Genomic DNA, 15,291 nt, shown 5'->3' with positions numbered 1-15,291 from the left:
TCAGTCGTCGGAGACGGTGCCCTGGACGGGCGGGCCCTCGGCCGGCGCCGTGCTGCTCCGCGGTGTCGGCGCGTAGTCCTCAGCGTAACGCGCGAGCACCTCCTCGATCGGCGCGTCCAACACCAGTCGGCCCTTGTCCAGGTAGAGCCCGCGGGTGCAGAAGCGGCGGAGGTCGCGCTCGTTGTGCGAGACGAAGAAGAGGGTGCGGCCGGAGGCGAGCAGCTCCTCGATCCGCGCGTAGCACTTCTCGCGGAACGCCCTGTCGCCGACTGCGAGCACCTCGTCCACCAGGATGATCGGCTCCTCGAGCCGCGACACGACGGAGAACGCGATGCGCACCTTCATCCCGCTCGAGAGGTGCTTGTAGGGGGTGTCCAGGAAGTCGCCGATCTCGGCGAACTCGATGATCGAGTCGAAGCGGGCGTCGACCTCGCGCTTGGACATCCCGTGGAGCCCCGCTGTCAGGTAGACGTTCTCCCGCACGCTGAGGTCGGCGACGAAGCCGCCGGTGATCTCGATGAGCGGAGCGACGCCGCCGCGCACCTCCACCGCGCCCTCGTCCGGCAGCACCACGCCGGCGACCAGCTTGAGCAGCGTCGACTTGCCCTGCCCGTTCCGGCCGACGACGCCGATCGCCTCGCCCGCCCGCACCTGCACGTCGAGCCCGCGCAGCGCCCAGAACTCCCCGGGCCGCGAGCGGCGGGAGCGGCCGGCGAAGAGGTCCTTGAAGGAGCGGCGGCCCCGCCGGTTGCGGCGGAAGCGGATCCCGAGGCCGCGGCACTCGATGACCACCGGGGCGTCGGCCATCACAGCTCCTTCAGCACGGCGCGCTCGGAGCGGCGGAAGACGACGAGGCCCAGCACCAGCACGAGCACCGAGATCCCCGCGGAGGCGAGGATGAGCGGGACGTCGAGCTCGCTCTCGAAGAACGCGGAGCGGTAGAGGGCGAAGATCCCGCTGAGCGGATTGAGCGCCGCGAGCGGCCGGATCTGCTCCGGCAGGTTGGCCGTGGAGTAGATGATCGGCGACGCGTAGAAGAGGAACCGGAGCACGAGCTTCACGGCCCGCTCCAGATCGCGGAAGAACACCACGAGCGGAGCCACCAGCAGGCCCACGCCGAGCGTGAGCAGTGCCTGCAGGAGGATCGCCACGGGGAACAGCAGCGCCGCCCAGGTCAGGTGCGCGCCGGCGATCACGGCGAAGAGCACCAGCACCGGCAGGCTCGCCACGAACTCGATGCCCTTCGAGAGCACGATCCGGCCGACCCAGATGGTCCGCGGGATCGACGTCGACCGCACCAGCTTCGCCTCGCGGAGGAACGCGCGGGTCGCGTCGGAGGTCGCCTGGTTGAACCACATCCAGGGCAGCAGGCCCGCGAGCAGGAAGACGATGTACGGGTCCTCGCCGACGGTCCGCTGGAAGACGACGGTGAAGACGAAGAAGTAGATGCCCGACATGACGAGCGGGTCGAGCACCGACCAGACGTAGCCGAGCGCGCTCGTGGCGTAGCGGACGGTGAGGTCGCGCTTCGTGAGGAGCCAGAGGGAGTGGCGGTAGCGCCAGGCCCGGGAGCGCCGGTGGCGCAGGGCCGTCTCGGTCGCGAGGGTGTCGGCCGTGCTCACTGCGCGACTCCTCCCGTCGGCTCCGCTCGAGCCGGGGAGGGGAGCGTCAGACGAAGAGGTTCGCGCGCTCGAGGTCCTCGGCGAAGTCCACCTCGACGGCGTAGAGGTCGGAGATGTCCATCGGCTCGACGAGCAGGCGGTCCTGCTCGATCGCCAACTCTATGCCACGCTCGAAGTAGTCCTGGGCGTCGACCCGGGCGAGCTGGCGCACCAGCGCGGCCTTGTCGGAGGCGGACACGTAGTTGATCCCGACCGCCTCGCCGAGGCCGCCGCGCACCGTCTTGGAGAGCTCCTGGATGAAGCCCTCGGCGCTCGTCGTGTACTTGACCTCCTCGTCCGAAACCTTCGAGGTGTTGACGGTGACGAAGGAGACGTCCTTCGCGATGAGCGCGGCCGCCCGGTCGAGGATGCGCGGGTCGAAGACGACGTCGCCGTTCATCCAGAGGACGCCGCCCTGCCCGCTCGCCTGCAGGGCGCGAAGGAGGCTCTTGGAGGTGTTCGTCTGGTCGTACTGCTCGTTGTAGACGAACGTCGCCGAGGGGAAGGCCTCGATGATGTGCTCGAGCTTGTAGCCGACGACGATGCTCACCGGGATCTTCGCGCCGAAGGCGTGGTGGATGTTGTCGAACTGCTGCTGCATGATCGTGCGCCCGTCGCTGAGCGGCGTGAGCGGCTTGGGGAGGGAGCGGCCGAGCCGGCTGCCCATCCCTGCGGCGAGGATGACGACGGTGGCGGGGCTGCTGCTCGTCGAACCTGTGTGCATCATCGTGTGTTCTCCTCGAATTAACCGCTGCGTCTCGATCTGGTCGACTCCTCGGGTAGAGACCTAGTGTACAGTTCACGCCCCCCGGGGCCAGAGTGGTTGACCTCTCGCCGTGTCGCCGGGCGTCGGCGCGGGCGCCGGGGGCCCCCGGACGAGTTGGTACCGTAGCCGGATGACGTCCGTGACGAACGCCGAGCCCGCTGAGGGTGCCGCGGATCCGGACGGCGCCTCGCCCGTCGTCTTCGAGCTGCACCAGCTGACCCGGACCTTCGGGAGGACGGTGGCGGTCGACCGCATCGACCTGGCCGTCCGTGCGGGGACCTTCTACGGGATCATCGGCCCGAACGGCGCGGGCAAGACCACCACGCTCTCGATGATGACGGGCCTGCTGCGGCCCGACACCGGCCGCGTGCTCGTGCACGGCGTCGACGTCTGGAAGGACCCGTCGGCCGCGAAGCCGCTGATCGGCGTCCTGCCCGACCGCCTCCGGCTGTTCGACCGGCTCACCGGCGCGCAGTTCCTCGCCTACTCCGCCGCGCTGCGCGGCATCGACCTCGCCACCGCGAAGCAGCGCACGGTCGAGCTGGGCGAGGCGCTCGGCCTCTCCGACGCGCTGGAGCGCCTGATCTCGGACTACTCCGCGGGGATGGCGAAGAAGGTCGCCCTCGCGGCGGCGATGATCCACGCTCCGCGCGTGCTGGTCCTCGACGAGCCGTTCGAGTCGGTGGACCCGGTCTCCTCGGCCGCCGTCATCACCGTGCTGCGCCGCTTCGTCGAGGGCGGCGGCACCGTCGTCCTCTCCAGCCACGGGCTCGACTTCATCGAGCGCGTCTGCGACGACGTGGCCGTGATCGTCGGCGGGCGCGTGCTCGCCTCCGGGACGGTCGCGGAGGTCGCCGGCACCGCGACGCTGGAGGAGCGCTTCCTCGAGCTCGCGGGCGGCAAGCAGATCGCCGAGGGGCTGCAGTGGCTGCACGACTTCTCCGGCTGAGGATCGACGTCCTCCTGGGCGCGTTCCGCTCAGGGCCCGCGCGCTCGGCCGGCGCCGTCCTGGGCGTGCTCGTGGTCGTCGCGGTGACGGCCCTGCTGATCGGGGCGATCGGCGCTCTGCGCTCCTCGGACGCTTCGGCGGGAGCCCTCGTGACGGCAGGCGGCCTCGTCTCCGTCGGCTTCCTGGTGCTGCCCTTCCTGCTCGGCCCGCTCGACCCGATGGACCCGCGGGCGTTCCGGCTCTTCGGCCTTCCGCCGCTCCGCCTGGCCGGTGCGCTGGCGCTGGCCGGCCTCGTCTCGGTCCCCACCCTCGCGCTGCTGGTGGTCGGGCTCGCGAGCGCGCCGCTCGTCCCCGGTGCCGGCGCCTTCGCCGTGGTCGGCCCGCTCCTCGCGGTGGCGACGGCCTCGCTCTTCGCGCGGATCGGCCTCGCCGCCTCCGCCGCACTCGTCCCCTCCCGGACCGCCCGCGAGCTGCTGGCCGTGCTCGGCCTGGTGCTGATGCTGGGCGGTCCCGCCGCCCTCGGCGCCGCCGCGCTGGTCGACACCGGGGACACACCGGTGCTCGAGCGCTGGGGCGCGATGATGGGAGCCACTCCGTTCGGTGCGGCCTGGATGATCGCCCCGGCCGCCCGGACCGGGGACGCGCTCGGCCCGCTCCTGCTGTCGCTGGCGACGCTCATCGCGGCGGGAGTGCTCTGGTGGCTCGTCGTCCGCCTGCTGACGGGGCGCCCCGAGCGCACGCACCGCCCGCCGCGCGGCCTCCGCCTGGGCTGGTTCGACGTCCTCGGCTCGACGCGCACCGGAGCGATCGCGGCGCGCAGCGTCACGTACTGGCTCCGGGATCCGCGCTACCAGGCGTCGCTGGTGGCCGTGCCTGTGCTGCCCGTCGCGGCGCTGCTGCTGCTCGCGGTGGTCGGAGTCCCCTTCCCGCTGCTCTCGCTGCTCCCGGTGCCGCTGATCGCGCTGTTCCTCGGCTGGTTCCTGCACAACGACGTCGCCTACGACGGCTCGGCGTTCTGGCTGCACGTCGCCGCGGGCGTCAGCGGCTGGTCCGACCGGCTCGGCCGCGCCTTCCCGACCCTCCTGCTCGGCGTGCCGGTCGTCGTGATCGGCTCGCTGATCAGCAGCGCGACCTCGGGGCTCCCCGACGCGCTGCCCGTCGTGCTCGCGGTGAACACCTGCCTCCTGCTCGTCCCCGCCGGCGTCGCCAGCGCGGTCTCGGCACGGCTCGCCTATCCGGCTCCGCGCCCGGGCGACAGCGCGTTCACGCAGCCCCAGGCCCCCGGAGCCAGCGGTGCCGGTCCGCAGTCCCTCGCGTTCGGATTGGGGCTGCTCCTCTCGGCGCCGGCCGTGGTGCTCGGCGTCCGGGCGCTCTTCGTCGACCCGGAGGCGGCGGGGGACGCCGTGCTCGTGGGCTTCAGCAGCGCGGTGGTCGTCTTCGCCCTCGGCGTGCTCCTCGGCGGCCGGCTCTTCGAGCGCCGCGCGACCGAGCTGGTCGCGTTCACCAGCCGCTACTAGCGGCCCAGGAGCACCTCGAGCTCGGCCACGACCAGGTCCGGGCGCGTGAGGAACGGGTGGTGGCCGGTCGGCACGTCGACCGAGCGCGTCGCCCGCTCGGCGTGGGAGCGCTGGAGCCCGACGCTCGTGCTCCGGTCCTCGGTGCACACCAGGTAGGTCGACTCGGCGCCCCGCCAGCCCGCCGCCGTCGTCGGAGTGGAGAAGGCGGACGAGGCCTGCGTCGTCACCCGCTGCCAGGCGCCCTCGCGGTCCTCCTCGTCGCCGTCCTGGAGGAACCGGTCGGCGAAGGACCGCGCGTCGTAGCCCGCGATCTGCAGCGAGCCGTCGGGCAGCAGTCCGATGCGGACGGGGTCCGGCTCGCCGCTCATGATCGCGCCCTGGGAGAGCCCGGGCTCGGGGGTGTAGGAGGACACGAGCAGCAGGCCGGCCACGGCCGGGTGGGGGCCCGCCTCGGCGATCACTGTCCCGCCGTACGAGTGGCCGACGAGCACGGTCGGGCCGCCGACCTCCAGCGCCTCCCGCAGTGCTGCGGCGTCCGCAGCCAGGCCGGGCTCCGACTCGGGATCCGCGGGGGACTCACCGCAGGAGGGGAGCGCGAGGGCGCGGCTGCGGACGCCCGTCCGCTCCTCGAGCAGGGCGGCGGCTCGCCGCCACCACCAGCCTCCGTCGCGCACCAGCGCGCCGTGCACGAACAGCACGTCCATGGAGTCTCCTTCTCTCCTCGGAGCTCCGACGCTAGCTGCCGCGCGTAGGATCGTCGGCATGATTCCGCGCGCCGAGAACAGCAGCACCGACCCCCTCGAGGGAGGCGGAGGAACCGCCACCCTCGACCGCGAGCTCGAGGAGCTCCTCAACCAGGAGTCCATCGAGCCGGGCGACCACGAGCGCTTCTCCCACTACGTGCCCAAGGACAAGATCCTCGAGAGCGCCATCACCGGCAAGCCGGTCCGCGCGCTCTGCGGCAAGAAGTGGCTCCCGGGCCGCGACCCGGAGAAGTTCCCGGTGTGCCCGGCGTGCAAGGAGATCTACGCGAAGATGAAGTGAGCTCCCGCCTCGCTCACTCGTAGCGGGTCGGGAGGACGGGCTCGCCGCGGCCGAGCCGGAGCGCGTCGATCGGCAGCTCGAGGACGGCGTTCGCGTGGTGCTCGCGGGCGGCCGCCACTCCCTCGATGCCGAGGTGCTCGGGCCGGATCGTCCCGTCCTCGATCAGGGGGACGAGCAGCGCCCGCTCGCCCTCGCCGACGGCACCCTCGGGACCGGCGCCCACGTGCACGACCTCGGCCTCGGCGACCCCGTCCTCCGAGAGCAGCCGGCCGGCGGCCTTCCGCCCGCCGATCGACGCCTTCGAGACCGACTTCTTCGCCACCGCGACCCACTCGCCCGCATCGTCCTCGTGCGCGACCAGCTTGTAGACCATGCCCGCCGTCGGGTGGCCCGAGCCCGTCGCCACCGAGGTGCCGACGCCGTAGGAGTCGACCGGTGAGGCCGCGAGCGCGGCGATCCCGTACTCGTCGAGGTCGTTGGTGACGGTGATGCGCGTGCCGGTCGCGCCGAGCGCGTCCAGCTGCTGCCGGACGGCGGCCACCTGCTGGGGGAGGTCGCCGGAGTCGATGCGCACGGCGCCGAGGCCGGTGCCCGCGACGCGGACCGCCAGGTCGACGGCGGCGGTCACGTCGTAGGTGTCCACCAGGAGGGTCGTGCCCGGGCCGAGCGCGGCGACCTGTGCGCGGAACGCCTCCTCCTCCGAGTCGTGGAGGAGCGTGAAGGAGTGCGCGGAGGTGCCCATCGTGGGCACGCCGAAGCTGCGCCCCGCCTCCAGGTTCGAGGAGGCGCCGAACCCGGCGATGTAGGCGGCGCGCGCCGCGGCGACGGCGGACCGCTCACCGGCGCGGCGCGAGCCCATCTCCGCCAGCGGGCGCCCGTCGGCGGCCGAGACCATCCGTGCGGCGGCGCTCGCCACGGCGCTGTCGTGATTGAGGACACTGAGCACCAGGGTCTCCAGCAGCACGCCGTCGGCGAAGGGCGCCTCGACGATGAGCACGGGGGAGCCGGGGAGGTAGACCTCGCCCTCGCGGTAGCCCCAGACGTCGCCGCGGAAGCGGTAGTCGGCGAGCCAGTCCAGCGTGCGGGAGTCGACCACGCGGTTCTCGCGGAGCCAGGACAGCTCGTCGTCGCCGAAGCGGAAGCGGGAGATCAGCTCGAGGAGCCGGCCGGTCCCGGCGAGCACGCCGTAGCGGCGTCCGGGCGGGAGGCTCCGGGCGAACACCTCGAACATGCAGCGGCGGTCGGCGGTGCCGCTGCCGAGGGCGCCCTCGACCATCGTGAGCTCGTACCGGTCGGTGAGGAAGGCCGTGGAGTCCATCCGCTCAGTGTTCCACGGCCGCCCCCGCGCGGCCCAGGCGCGGGTTCCGGGGCTTGCGCGCGCCGGCGGGCCCGGGAACGGCGTGCGGCCGGGACCGGCCCGCAGGGCGCGGGTAGGCTGTTCCTCCGTGACGGACGCACCGCTGGGCATCTTCGACTCCGGAGTCGGCGGGCTCACCGTCGCCCGCTCCGTGATCGACCAGCTGCAGAACGAGTCGATCGTCTACCTCGGCGACACCGCGCACTCGCCCTACGGGCCCAAGCCGCTCGCCGACGTCCGCGCCTACGCCCTCGACACTCTCGACACCCTGGTCGACCAGGGCGCCAAGCTGCTCGTCATCGCCTGCAACACCGCCTCGGCCGCGATGATGCGCGACGCCCGCGAGCGCTACACGCTCGGCCGCGGCATCCCGGTGATCGAGGTCATCCAGCCCGCCGTCCGCAGCGCCGTGCGCGACACCCGCAACCGCCGCGTCGGCGTGATCGGCACCGTCGGCACCATCCGCTCCCGCGCCTACGACGACGCCTTCGTCGCCGCGCCCGACCTGCAGCTGTTCACCGCCGCCTGCCCGCGCTTCGTCGAGTTCGTCGAGGCGGGCGTCACCTGGAGCGACGAGCTGCTCGCGGTGGCGGAGGAGTACCTCGCGCCCCTCAAAGCCGCGGGGGTCGACACGCTCGTCCTCGGCTGCACCCACTACCCGCTGCTGCGCGGTGCGATCGCGTACGTGATGGGGCCGGACGTCCGCCTCGTCTCGAGCGCCGAGGAGACCGCGCTCGACGTCTACCGGACTCTCGTGGCGCACGGCCTGCAGCGCACCTCCGCCGCGCCTCCGACCTACCGGTGGGAGGAGACGGGCTCGAGCGACTTCGTCCGCCTCGCCCGCCGCTTCCTCGGCCCGGAGGTCTCGAGCGTCGACCTCGTCGAGACGGGCACCATCAACCTGCGCGAGCTCGACCGGGCCGCGCTCCCGCACGATCGAGGGAGACCCGAGTGACCGACAGCACCGCATCGAAGGCCCTGCGCAAGGACGGGCGGGCGCCCGACGAGCTGCGCACCGTGACGATCGAGCGCGGCTGGAGCACCCAGGCCGAGGGATCCGCGCTCGTCTCGTTCGGGAACACCAGGGTGCTCTGCACCGCCTCCTTCACCAGTGGCGTGCCGCGCTGGCTGCAGGGCAAGGGCAAGGGCTGGGTCACCGCCGAGTACGCGATGCTGCCCCGCTCCACCAACTCCCGCATGGACCGCGAGTCGGTCAAGGGGAAGGTCGGCGGGCGCACGCACGAGATCTCGCGGCTGATCGGCCGGAGCCTGCGCGCAGTGGTCGACACGAAGGCGCTCGGCGAGAACACCCTCGTCATCGACTGCGACGTCCTCCAGGCCGACGGCGGCACCCGCACCGCGGCGATCACCGGCGCCTACGTGGCGATGGCCGACGCGATCGAGTGGGCGCGCGGCAAGAAGTACGTGGGGCAGAAGGCGCAGCCGCTGATCGACAGCCTCTCGGCGGTGTCCGTCGGCATCATCGACGGCGTGCCGATGCTCGACCTGGCCTACGTCGAGGACGTGCGCGCCGAGACCGACATGAACGTCGTGGTCACCGGACGCGGCCTGTTCGTCGAGGTGCAGGGCACCGCCGAGGGGGCCCCGTTCGACCGCCGCGAGCTCGACGCACTGCTCGACCTCGCGGTCGCCGGCGCCTCCGACCTCGCACGGATCCAGGCCGAGGCGCTCGCCGCGGAGTCCGGCGCGTGAGCCTGGACCTCGTCCTCGCCACGCACAACGCGGGCAAGGTGGAGGAGTTCCGCGCCATGCTGGCCGGCGCCCTCCCCGGGGTCGGCGTCCGCGCCTACGACGGACCCGAGCCCGTCGAGGACGGCGTGAGCTTCGCCGAGAACGCGCTGATCAAGGCGCGCGCGGCGGCGGCTCACACCGGCCTCGTGGCGCTCGCGGACGACTCCGGGATCTGCGTCGACGTCCTCGGCGGCGCCCCGGGCATCTTCTCGGCCCGCTGGTCGGGACGCGCGCACGACGCGACGGCCAACCTCGAGCTCCTCCTCGCGCAGCTGCACGACGTGAAGGCGGAGCACCGCGGTGCGCACTTCAGCTGCACGATCGCCCTCGTGGTACCTGACTCCGTGCTCCCCGGCGGGCAGGAGACGGTGGTCGAGGGGCGCTGGGACGGCGCGATCGCGACGGCGCCGCGGGGTGGGAACGGCCACGGCTACGATCCGGTGTTCGTCCCCGAGGCCGGTGCGCTCACGGCCGCCGAGCTCGCTCCCGAGCAGAAGAACGCCCGGAGCCACCGTGCCCGCGCGTTCACCGCGCTGCGCGCCGAGCTCGCCGCCCTGTCCGCCCGCCTCTGACCCGGGCTCGGCCCCTCCCTGCCCCCTCCTCGCTCTGTCCCCCGCCGCGAGATGCCACTTCGGTACACGCCCGTCGGCGTGTCGCGTACCGAAGTGGCATCTCGCGGAGGCTGAGGCGGGGCGGAGGGTGAGGCGGGGGCCGAGGCCGAGGTCAGGACTTCGGGTGCTTGTCGTCCAGGGTGTCGGCGTCGAGCACGTAGGCGGCCGACTCGGTCGAGTCGGTCTCGGGGTCCGCGGCGAGCTTCGCCTTGCGCTGCTGCTGGAAGAAGTGGAAGAGCGTCGGCACCAGCGCGAGCACGACCGCGCCGATCAGGATCACGTCGATGTAGTGCGAGACGAAGTCGGCGACCGGCGGGATGAAGGCGAGCAGCCACCCGATCAGGGTGACCCCGCTGCCCCAGATCAGGGCTCCGATGAGGTTGTAGAGGCTGTACTTGCGGTAGTTCATGTGGGCCACGCCGGCCGCGATCGGCGCGAAGGTTCGGACGATCGGCACGAAGCGCGCGAGGATCACGGCGAGGCCGCCGAAGCGCTCGAAGAACGCGTTGGTCCGCTTCACGTTCTCGATGCTGAAGAAGCCGGACTCCTTGCGCTCGAAGATGCGCGGGCCGGCCTTGTGCCCGATCAGGTAGCCGACCTCGCCGCCGAGGAAGGCCGAGAACCCGACGGCCAGGCAGATGAGCCAGATGGGGACGCCGAGGCCGCCGTTCGACGCGTTCTCGTGGGCCAGCAGGCCCGTGATGATCAGCAGCGTGTCGCCGGGGAAGAGGAAGCCGATCAGCAGCCCGGTCTCGGCGAACACGATGAGGCAGACCACCAGCACGCCCCAGGGGCCGAACGAGGTCAGGATCGTCTCCGGATCGAGCCAGGGGACGAGGGCGGCGTGGTTCAACGGATCTCCAGTCGACAGGGGCCGGTGGCCGGTCGGCGGTCACGCGAGCGCGCTCAGCGTACCGGCCGATCCCGTGCGGAAGGAGGGACTCGAACCCTCACGCCTCTCGGCACAGGAACCTAAATCCTGCGTGTCTGCCATTCCACCACTCCCGCGTGCGGGCTCCAGTGTAGGAGGAGGGCCCCGCGCCTCAGTCGCGGGGGGCTGACCGGGGGAGGTACCGCGGGATCCAGCGGGCGAGCGCCCCCGCTCCGCCCAGACCGAGCACCCCCATCACGACAGCGGCGAAGGGGAGCGAGACCAGGGCGGTGAGCGCCGACACGACGATCGGGGCGGCGGCGTTGCCCGCGTCCCCGGTGAAGCGGAACGCGCCGAGGAACGGGGCCGGATCGGCGGGCGGCGCGAGATCGGCGCCGATGGTCATCAGGATCCCGGAGCCGATGCCGTTCGCGGCCGCGAGCACGCAGGCCACGGCGACGAACCAGGGCACCGGATCGAGGGCGAGCACCGAGGCGGCGAGTGCGAGGTGCCCGAGCCCGAGGCCGATCATCGAGGGGATCGCGGTGGCGCCCCGGCCGAAGCGGTCCATCAGCTGGCCGCCGGCGTAGAAGAGGGCGAAGTCGAGCGCGCCGGCGATGCCGATGATGATCGCGGTGTCGGTCTCGGCGAGCCCGATGCTCACCGCCCAGAGAGGGAGGATCAGCGTCCTGCTCGCCCGCAGCGCCCCGATCACGGCGGCGCCGGTCCCCATCCGCGCGAGGACCCCGCGGTGCTCGCGCAGCGTCCCGAGCAGCGACTGCGGCGACTCCGGGACGGTCGCCGGCGCCTCCGCCGCGACCACCTCGCCCGGGGCGGCGCGGTCGGCCGCGGCCTGCGCCCGCCGCAGGACCGTCGCGGGGTCGGGCACGAGAAGAAGGACCGCGACCGCCGCCACGCAGCAGACGATGTGCACCCAGAAGACGGACTCGACGGAGCCGGTGAGGTGCACCACTCCGGCCGCCAGGAACGGGCCGATCAGCCAGCCGGCGCGGAAGGCCCCGGCGAGGGCGCTGAGCGCGCGGGCGCGGTGGGTGATCGGCACGAACGACGTCATGAACGCGTGCCGCGCCAGCGCGAAGACCGCGGTCGCGAGGCCGATCACGAAGACGCCGATCGTCAGCCCGACCCACGACGTCGAGAGCAGGCACACCACCAGCCCGAGGATCGACGCGGCTGAGGCTCCGAGCATCGCGCCGCGCTCGCCGATCCGCGAGACGATCCAGCCGCTCGGGATGTCGCCCGCCAGCTCGCCGATCATGATCATCCCGGCCACGAGCCCCGCCAGCGCCAGTGTCGCGCCGAGATCGCCCGCCGCGGCCGGCAGGAGGGGGATGATCGCCCCCTCGCCGATGGAGAAGAGGAGCGTGGGGAGGAAGGTCGACAGCAGCAGCGGCCCGACGGGGAAGGGGCGCGGAGCGGTGCTGGTCACCGTCCCCAGGGTACGCCCGGGCCGGAGGGCGGCTCCCGGCCCCCGGTAGTCTGGACCCACCATGCTGGACAACGACTTCACCGAGCAGATCACTGCTCTCCGCTCCACCTTCGCCGACATCCGCGCCGTCATCGACGTGGACGGCCTCCGCTCGAAGATCGCCGAGCTCAGCGAGCAGGCCGGCGCCCCCGACCTGTGGGACGACACGGCCAACGCGCAGAAGGTGACCAGCGCCCTCAGCCACCGCCAGTCCGAGCTCGCGCGGATCACCGCGATCGACCGGCGCCTGGACGACCTCGAGGTGCTCGTCGAGATGGCGAACGAGGCCGAGGACGCCGAGTCCGAGCAGGAGGCGATCGCCGAGCTCTCCTCCCTCCAGAAGGTCATGGGCGAGCTCGAGGTGCAGACCCTGCTCGACGGCGAGTACGACGACCGCCCCGCCGTGGTCACCATCCGCGCGGGAGCGGGCGGCGTCGACGCCTCCGACTTCGCCGAGATGCTCATGCGCATGTACCTCCGCTGGGCCGAGAAGCACAAGTACGCGGCGACCGTCATGGACGCCAGCTACGCGGAGGAGGCGGGCATCAAGTCGGCCACCTTCCAGATCGACGCCCCCTACGCCTTCGGCACGCTCTCGGTCGAGGCGGGCACCCACCGCCTCGTGCGGATGAGCCCCTTCGGCGCCGCGGGCAAGCGCCAGACCTCCTTCGCCGCGGTCGAGGTCATCCCGCTGATGGAGGAGGCCGGGGCCATCGAGATCCCGGACAACGACATCCGCGTGGACGTCTTCCGCTCCTCCGGCCCCGGCGGCCAGTCGGTGAACACCACCGACTCCGCCGTGCGCCTCACGCACCTGCCCACCGGCACCGTCGTGTCGATGCAGAACGAGAAGAGCCAGATCCAGAACCGCGCCGCGGCGATGCGCGTGCTCCAGTCGCGGCTCCTGCTGCTGCAGAAGGAGCAGGAGGCGGCCACCAAGAAGGAGCTCGCCGGGACCATCACCGCGAGCTGGGGCGACCAGATGCGCAGCTACGTCCTCGCTCCGTACCAGATGGTGAAGGACCTGCGCACCGACCACGAGGTCGGCAACCCCTCGCACGTGTTCGACGGCGACCTGGACGGCTTCATCGCCGCCGGGATCCGCTGGCGGAAGTCCTCCTAGCGCGGCGCGGGCGCGTCCCCACCGACGCGCCGCACGCCCCCTCGGCGGACTCTTCGGGATCGTCGCTTACCCTCGTACCGACATGATTCGCTTCGACAACGTCTCCAAGCAGTATCGGGGCGGCACGAGACCCGCCCTCAACGCCATCGATCTCGAGATCCTCCGGGGCGAGTTCGTCTTCCTCGTCGGCGCCTCCGGCTCCGGCAAGTCGAGCTGCCTCCGCCTGATCCTCAAGGAGGAGCGCCCCTCCTCCGGGTCGATCCACGTGCTCGGGCAGAACCTCGGCAAGATCTCGAGCCGCAAGGTCCCGTACTTCCGCCGCAACATGGGCGTGGTGTTCCAGGACTTCCGGCTGCTGCCGAACAAGTCCGTCTTCGACAACGTCGCGTTCAGCCTCCAGGTGATCGGCAAGTCGAAGGGCTACATCCAGGAGGCGGTCCCGGACACGCTCAAGATGGTGGGCCTCGCGGGCAAGGCCTCGCGCCTGCCCCACGAGCTCTCCGGCGGCGAGCAGCAGCGCGTGGCGATCGCCCGCGCCGTCGTCAACAAGCCGGCCGTCCTGCTGGCCGACGAGCCCACGGGAAACCTCGACCCGACCACGAGCGCCGGCATCATGGCGCTGCTCGAGCGGATCAACGCCGGCGGCACGACCGTGATCATGGCGACCCACGAGGCCGGCATCGTCGACCAGATGAAGCGACGCGTCATCGAGCTCTCGGCCGGCAGCATCGTCCGCGACGAGAGCCAGGGCGGCTACGGCCAGACCGAGAGCATCACCGTCGTCCACGACGGCGTCGTGGTCGTGGCGGCCGACGACCATGCGGTCGCCGAGCAGCCCGCGCCCCCGGCCCTCATCGACAGCGAGCTCGCGCCCGCCGAGGTCCCCGAGATCGACCTGCGCCAGGAGGCCCCGGCCCCGCCGCTCGAACCCGCCCGCCTCTCGCAGACAGCCGCCCAGCCCCGCGTGCCCGAGGGCCGCCGCTCCGCCGCGGCCGAGCCGGAGCGCGAGCCGGAGCCGGCCGCCGAGCCCGCCGCCGCCCCGCGCGTCGTCGAGCTGCAGAGCCAGACCGGTCCGATCTTCCTCCCCGCCGACACCGGCGCCCTGCCCGAGGAGTCGCTCGCCGCGCGCCTCGGCCTCCGCGCCCACGCGGGCGAGGGCGACGAGACCGGCGACGACCAGCAGAACGTAGGACCCGTCAAGTGAGATTCGCACTGATCTGGTCGGAGGTCGCCAGCGGCCTCCGGCGCAACGTCTCCATGGTCGTCTCGGTGATCCTGGTGACCTTCATCTCCCTCACCTTCGTCGGCACGGCGATCCTGCTGCAGATGCAGATCGGCCAGATGAAGAACTTCTGGTACGACAAGGCGCAGGTCGCGGTGTACATGTGCACCGCCACCTCCGGCGGCTCGAACTGCAGCGGCTCCGACGCCACCGCCGAGCAGATCGACGCGGTGCAGGGCCAGCTCGAGGGCGCCACGCTCGCGCCGTACATCGACCGCTCCTACTTCGAGGACCACGACCAGGCCTACGCGAACTTCCAGGAGCAGTTCGCGGGCAACCCGGTCGCCGAGTACGTCACTCCCGACCTGCTCAACCAGACCTTCTGGATCAACCTGAAGGACCCGACCCAGTCGGACGTCATCGTGGAGAGCCTGTCGAGCGTCTCGGGGGTCGAGAGCGTCACCGACCAGCGGCAGTACCTCGACCAGATCTTCTCGATCCTCAACGCGGCGAGCTACACGGCGATCGGCATCGCCGTCCTGATGCTCGTCGCGGCCGTGCTGCTCATCGCCACCACGATCCGCCTCTCGGCGTTCTCGCGGAGACGGGAGCTGGGCATCATGCGGCTCGTGGGGGCCTCGAACAGGTTCATCCAGACCCCGTTCATCCTCGAGGGGGTCTTCGCCGCGCTGGTCGGCTCGATCCTCGCGGGAGTCGCGGTGGTCGCCATCGTGCAGTTCTTCGTGCAGGGCTTCCTGGCGTACCGGATCCCGCTGACCTCCTTCGTGGGACTCGACGACGCTCTGATCGTCGTGCCGATCCTGATCGTGGTCGGCATCGTCCTGGCCGCCGTCTCGGCCAACGTCGCGATCGCGCGGTACCTGCGGGTCTGATCCCGGACCGGACGTATACTGGTGGGCTGTCCCGTT

General features: G+C 72.0%; 16 protein-coding genes and 1 tRNA gene. 9 read left to right on the top strand and 8 right to left on the bottom strand.

What is annotated here, in order from left to right:
* From C5D44_RS02560 to C5D44_RS02550, 3 genes are read right to left on the bottom strand one after another with little or no spacing between them, the layout of a single operon-like run.
* Complete coding sequence (locus C5D44_RS02560) at positions 1-807, bottom strand: ABC transporter ATP-binding protein (RefSeq protein ID WP_104223571.1); 807 nt, start codon at positions 805-807, stop codon at positions 1-3.
* Positions 807-1,622 carry an ABC transporter permease gene (locus tag C5D44_RS02555; protein WP_374954064.1) on the bottom strand — a complete coding sequence of 272 codons (816 nt, stop codon included), beginning with the start codon at positions 1,620-1,622 and terminating at the stop codon, positions 807-809. Before C5D44_RS02555 ends, C5D44_RS02560 begins: the two co-directional genes overlap by 1 nt.
* 46 nt (positions 1,623-1,668) lie before the next feature.
* Positions 1,669-2,385: an NTP transferase domain-containing protein gene (locus tag C5D44_RS02550; RefSeq protein ID WP_104280829.1), complete on the bottom strand. Its 717-nt coding sequence runs from the start codon at positions 2,383-2,385 to the stop codon at positions 1,669-1,671.
* 172 nt (positions 2,386-2,557) lie between these two features.
* On the opposite strand from C5D44_RS02550, the gene C5D44_RS02545 reads away from it, so the two are divergent.
* Positions 2,558-3,376, top strand: a complete 819-nt coding sequence (locus tag C5D44_RS02545) for an ABC transporter ATP-binding protein (RefSeq protein WP_104277632.1) — start codon at positions 2,558-2,560, stop codon at positions 3,374-3,376.
* Positions 3,352-4,893 (top strand): ABC transporter permease, encoded by a 1,542-nt coding sequence (locus C5D44_RS02540; RefSeq protein ID WP_104280733.1) that lies wholly within the window; start codon positions 3,352-3,354, stop codon positions 4,891-4,893. Before C5D44_RS02545 ends, C5D44_RS02540 begins: the two co-directional genes overlap by 25 nt.
* Here C5D44_RS02540 and C5D44_RS02535 read toward each other — a convergent pair.
* Entirely contained in the window at positions 4,890-5,597 is a 708-nt protein-coding gene (locus C5D44_RS02535) for an alpha/beta hydrolase (RefSeq protein WP_104280732.1), read from the bottom strand. The genes C5D44_RS02540 and C5D44_RS02535 overlap by 4 nt on opposite strands.
* Before the next feature lie 58 nt (positions 5,598-5,655).
* On the opposite strand from C5D44_RS02535, the gene C5D44_RS02530 reads away from it, so the two are divergent.
* Positions 5,656-5,937, top strand: a complete 282-nt coding sequence (locus C5D44_RS02530) for a DUF3039 domain-containing protein (protein WP_104277629.1) — start codon at positions 5,656-5,658, stop codon at positions 5,935-5,937.
* A gap of 13 nt (positions 5,938-5,950) precedes the next feature.
* Here the strand turns inward: C5D44_RS02530 and C5D44_RS02525 are convergent, their stop codons facing one another.
* On the bottom strand, positions 5,951-7,255 hold the full coding sequence (locus C5D44_RS02525) for a nicotinate phosphoribosyltransferase (protein WP_104277628.1): 1,305 nt from the start codon (positions 7,253-7,255) through the stop codon (positions 5,951-5,953).
* Between the two features lie 127 nt (positions 7,256-7,382).
* Between C5D44_RS02525 and murI the strand changes: the two genes are divergently transcribed.
* Genes murI through rdgB form a run of 3 tightly spaced genes read left to right on the top strand, consistent with a single transcriptional unit; the run spans position 7,383 to position 9,618 of the window.
* Positions 7,383-8,249 carry a glutamate racemase gene (gene murI / locus C5D44_RS02520; protein ID WP_104223566.1) on the top strand — a complete coding sequence of 289 codons (867 nt, stop codon included), beginning with the start codon at positions 7,383-7,385 and terminating at the stop codon, positions 8,247-8,249.
* Positions 8,246-9,007, top strand: a complete 762-nt coding sequence (rph, locus tag C5D44_RS02515; RefSeq protein WP_104277627.1) for a ribonuclease PH — start codon at positions 8,246-8,248, stop codon at positions 9,005-9,007. Before murI ends, rph begins: the two co-directional genes overlap by 4 nt.
* Entirely contained in the window at positions 9,004-9,618 is a 615-nt protein-coding gene (gene rdgB / locus C5D44_RS02510) for an RdgB/HAM1 family non-canonical purine NTP pyrophosphatase (RefSeq protein ID WP_104280731.1), read from the top strand. The genes rph and rdgB overlap by 4 nt, the downstream gene beginning before the upstream one ends.
* Positions 9,619-9,769: 151 nt before the next feature.
* Here the strand turns inward: rdgB and C5D44_RS02505 are convergent, their stop codons facing one another.
* From C5D44_RS02505 to C5D44_RS02495, 3 genes are all read right to left on the bottom strand, one after another.
* The gene (locus C5D44_RS02505; protein ID WP_104280730.1) at positions 9,770-10,510 is read right to left on the bottom strand and encodes a DedA family protein; all 741 of its coding nucleotides are present in this window, start codon (positions 10,508-10,510) and stop codon (positions 9,770-9,772) included.
* 74 nt (positions 10,511-10,584) lie between these two features.
* Positions 10,585-10,665 (bottom strand) — tRNA-Leu (locus C5D44_RS02500).
* 35 nt (positions 10,666-10,700) lie between these two features.
* Entirely contained in the window at positions 10,701-11,978 is a 1,278-nt protein-coding gene (locus C5D44_RS02495) for an MFS transporter (RefSeq protein ID WP_258065030.1), read from the bottom strand.
* A 61-nt stretch (positions 11,979-12,039) separates the two neighbouring features.
* On the opposite strand from C5D44_RS02495, the gene prfB reads away from it, so the two are divergent.
* The 3 genes from prfB to ftsX all read left to right on the top strand — a co-directional run bounded on the left by prfB (position 12,040) and on the right by ftsX (position 15,255).
* Positions 12,040-13,140 carry a peptide chain release factor 2 gene (prfB, locus tag C5D44_RS02490; protein WP_104226967.1) on the top strand — a complete coding sequence of 367 codons (1,101 nt, stop codon included), beginning with the start codon at positions 12,040-12,042 and terminating at the stop codon, positions 13,138-13,140.
* Positions 13,141-13,222: 82 nt separating this feature from the next.
* Positions 13,223-14,344, top strand: a complete 1,122-nt coding sequence (ftsE, locus tag C5D44_RS02485) for a cell division ATP-binding protein FtsE (RefSeq protein ID WP_104276192.1) — start codon at positions 13,223-13,225, stop codon at positions 14,342-14,344.
* The gene (ftsX, locus tag C5D44_RS02480; protein WP_104276191.1) at positions 14,341-15,255 is read left to right on the top strand and encodes a permease-like cell division protein FtsX; all 915 of its coding nucleotides are present in this window, start codon (positions 14,341-14,343) and stop codon (positions 15,253-15,255) included. The genes ftsE and ftsX overlap by 4 nt, the downstream gene beginning before the upstream one ends.
* Positions 15,256-15,291 lie beyond the last annotated feature (36 nt).

This window comes from Rathayibacter sp. AY1B5 (genome assembly GCF_002932795.1).
GTDB lineage: Bacteria > Actinomycetota > Actinomycetes > Actinomycetales > Microbacteriaceae > Rathayibacter.
This window is presented reverse-complemented; position numbering and strand designations above follow the sequence as displayed.